Consider the following 3,199-nt stretch of genomic DNA (forward strand, 5'->3'; position numbering starts at 1 on the left):
GACCGCACCGGAGTCGCACGAGACCGTGACCTTAGACGGGGCCTTGTCGATCGTGTAGTCCTGGGCCACAGCGGTGCTGCCGTAGTGGTTGCCGTCACCCTCCCAGGAAGCGGTGGCCGTCCAGGTGCCGGCGTTCCTCACCTCGGGGAAGCTGACCGGAACAGGCAGGTCCGCCATACCGGCGCCGGAGGCGACCGCGGTGCAGGGCGTCAGGTCCTCACCGGTGTAGACGAGGTCCTTCTTGCACGTGATCGTCACCGTAGAAGATGCCGGGCTGATCTGGAATGAGCTGGAAGCAGAAGACGCACCGTAGTGGGAGTCGCCCGCGAAGACAGCCTTGGCAGTTGCCGTCCCGGCGTCCACGTTGTTGCCGTACGTGATCGTCGCCTTCGTGTCACTAGACAGATCGCGCCCTGACAGCACAGCGGTGCAGGGCTCCTGCGCGGAACCGGTGTAGGTAACCGACGCCGGGCAGTCGAGAGCCAGCGAGGTCGGGATCTTCGACACGCTGTACGTGACGCTGGCCGCACCCGTGAGGCCGCCCGAGTCGGTGTAAGAGCACGAGGCCGTGTAGGTGCCGATGCCATCCACCACGTCGGTGCCCGGGGTGATCGTGGCAGGGAACGAGCTGGGGCCGTCCTCCTTGTCCGTCACGATGCAGGTGGCCGTCGGGGCCTGGCCGTACTCGTACGACGCCCCGGCCGTCGGGCCGACGAGTGTGACGGTCGGCGGGGTGTTCGTCACACACGGGCCGGTCGTCGTCCACGAGACGTTCACGAACGTCGACAGGACGAGTTCGGTCCCGTTGTCACTCATTCCCCTGGCCTCGTAGGTCACCTTGCCTGAGCCGGCGCCCTGGGCGGTCGGGTGGAGGCGCACCTGAGCCGTGACCGAGCCGCTGGCAGTGTCGTTCGGGCTACCGGTCCAGTTCTTGGGCAGAGTGATCGTTGCGCTGGGCGAGTCAGCTGCGAGCTGGGCGTTATCGACGCCAGTCATCTTGAAGGTGACCTTCGCGTTGTTGGCGAATGTCTCTCTGGTGTTGGCACTCTTTCGCACGACCCAGAGGGTCGCGGTGCCCACGTTGTCCGTCTTGCAGGCAACGCTGCCGAACTTGAGGTTTCCGCTGTTGTTCGTGGCGGCTACGTCTCCGTTAGCCGCAGCTGTGTCCGCATAAGCGGCGCCGGTGGCCCCCGCCATCAGCAAGGCGACGGCAGCACCGCACGCCAAAATAGACCTAAGCCTCTTCAAGGCTGTTCCCCTCCCAATACTTCTTCGAGCCGACGTCCCTTCCCCCGAGACGTGGGACTCCATGGTGAGCACACGGTATGCCGTGTTAGGCACCATCGGTGGTGGATTCGTCGATTCTGTCCGGTGTGTCGAAAAGGGCTGGGACAAAAGCGGATTCGCTGACGGGACAAAAGCGCCTAAAAGGCGCAAAACGGACAAGACGCGTCGGAGAGCCAGCGCCGGCCGCCAAGCCCAGCGGCATACCCTCGGGGCCATGCACGTCGAATCACCCGGCCTCGCGACGGACCTCGCCATGCTCGAGCTGCAGGGCTCGATCATCCGCGACCACGGTGACCACCTCGTCATTCGCACGCCCGACAACCCGACGTTCTGGTGGGGCAATTTCCTGCTCCTCGAGCGTGCTGTCCCGGCCCCGGAGATCCCGCGATGGATCCAGCGGTTCGAGCAGGAGTTCCCGGGCGCGACGCACCAGACGTTCGGCTTCACCGACAGCCAGGGCGACTACAGCGGCTGGCGGGAGCATGGCTTCGACGTCGAGTCCGATGTGGCCCTCACGATGACGAAGGTGCCGTCCTGGAGGCCGCTCGACGAGGGCGAGATCTCGATCCGGCACTTCGCCGAGCGCCGTGACTGGCAGCAGGCGGCCGAGCTCGGCGCGAGCGACGTCCCGATCGGGGAGCTCGAGGCGCGGCTCGTCTTCGAGGAGCGGCGGGCCGCCGCGCAGAAGGCGCTCGTCGACGACGGCCGTGGTGCCTGGTTCGGCGCGTTCGTCGGGGAGCGGCTCGTCGCGAAGCTCGGGATCGTCCGGCTCGGGACGCGGGCGCGCTACCAGGACGTCGTGACCCACCACGGCTACCGGCGGCGCGGGATCGCGGCGCGGCTCGTGCGCGTTGCCGGCGAGTGGGCCCTGACCGACCCCGACGTCCGGGAGCTCGTCATCGTCGCGGCCGACGGCGGGCCGGCCATCGGGCTCTACGGTCGGCTCGGCTTCCAGGAGAGCGGCCGCTACACCGGGGTCGAGCGCGCAACAGCGCAAAACAGTTGAGGCGTCCCAGCCAGACTGGAACGCCTCAACCCCACCAGGTGGTATGCCGCTGAGCTCGCTCTCGCGGCTCGGTGGCCTTCTCGCTCAGTGCCCCTCGCGCTCAGCCCGCCTTGACGGCGAGCACCGGGCACGATGCGTCGAGCAGGATGCGCTGCGCGGTCGAGCCGAGCAGGAGCTTGCCCACCGGTGTGCGGTGCCGCAGGCCGATGACGACGAGCCGGGCGCCGACCTCGGCCGCGACGTCGAGGAGTGCGACCGCGGGATCACTGCCGTGGTCGATGCGCCGGACCTCGTGCTCGATCCCCGACTCGGCCAGGTCGTGGTCCAGCCGGTCGAGGTCCGAGGCCGGGGCCCGGTTGGCGTCGACGAGTTTGTCGTCGCGGGCCATGTTGACGACGACGATCGCTTCACCGTGGGCCCGGGCCTCGTCGATGCCGGCGGTGAGGGCGGCCTCGCCCTGCTTCGTCGGGATGTAGCCGATCACGATGGTCATGCGGTCGCCTCCGTCGCCAGGGCCGGGCGGTCGCCCGAGCCATCGTTACCGCCGTCGCCGCCACGCGCCATACGGATCAGCTTTGCGATGAGCGGCCAGAGGATGGCGATCGCGATGACGACGTAGCAGGCCCACGAGACCGGTCCGCCGATGAGGCCGGTGGGATCCCCGTGCGAGAGCTGGAGCGAGCGACGCATGTGCAGCTCGGCGATCGGCGCGAGGATGACGCCGATGATGAGCGGCAGGACCGGCAGCCCGAACCGGCGCACGGCGAAGCCGAGCAGGCCGATGGCGAGCAGCAGGTAGAGGTCGAACGCCTGGCCGTTGACCGCCCACGCACCCATCGCCGCGAAGAAGATGATGCCGGCGTAGAGGTATGGCCGCGGGATCTGGAGCAGCTTCGCCCAGGCCGG

The 3,199-nt window shown here is 68.2% G+C and carries 4 protein-coding genes; 1 reads left to right on the forward strand and 3 read right to left on the reverse strand.

The genetic code is table 11. The features are described from left to right. Positions 1-1,080: hypothetical protein (locus tag ACTHJJ_RS07775; protein WP_440302367.1), on the reverse strand; the 1,080-nt coding region annotated here is incomplete at its 3' end. Between the two features lie 421 nt (positions 1,081-1,501). Here ACTHJJ_RS07775 and ACTHJJ_RS07780 point away from each other — a divergent pair. Next, on the forward strand, positions 1,502-2,293 hold the full coding sequence (locus tag ACTHJJ_RS07780; RefSeq protein ID WP_440302368.1) for a GNAT family N-acetyltransferase: 792 nt from the start codon (positions 1,502-1,504) through the stop codon (positions 2,291-2,293). 100 nt (positions 2,294-2,393) lie between these two features. Here the strand turns inward: ACTHJJ_RS07780 and ACTHJJ_RS07785 are convergent, their stop codons facing one another. Both ACTHJJ_RS07785 and ACTHJJ_RS07790 read right to left on the reverse strand, forming a co-directional pair. Beyond that, on the reverse strand, positions 2,394-2,786 hold the full coding sequence (locus ACTHJJ_RS07785; protein ID WP_440302369.1) for a universal stress protein: 393 nt from the start codon (positions 2,784-2,786) through the stop codon (positions 2,394-2,396). Beyond that, positions 2,783-3,199 (reverse strand): tripartite tricarboxylate transporter permease (locus ACTHJJ_RS07790; RefSeq protein WP_440302370.1); only part of this gene is annotated, 417 nt, incomplete at its 5' end. The genes ACTHJJ_RS07790 and ACTHJJ_RS07785, both read right to left, overlap by 4 nt.

It is taken from the genome of Intrasporangium sp., assembly GCF_051961875.1.
GTDB lineage: Bacteria > Actinomycetota > Actinomycetes > Actinomycetales > Dermatophilaceae > Intrasporangium_A.

Coding starts and splice junctions, on each gene's coding strand:
- ACTHJJ_RS07780 (WP_440302368.1), top strand. CDS start 1,502: ATGCACGTCGAATCACCCGGCCTCGCGACGGACCTCGCCATGCTCGAG.
- ACTHJJ_RS07785 (WP_440302369.1), bottom strand. CDS start 2,786: ATGACCATCGTGATCGGCTACATCCCGACGAAGCAGGGCGAGGCCGCC.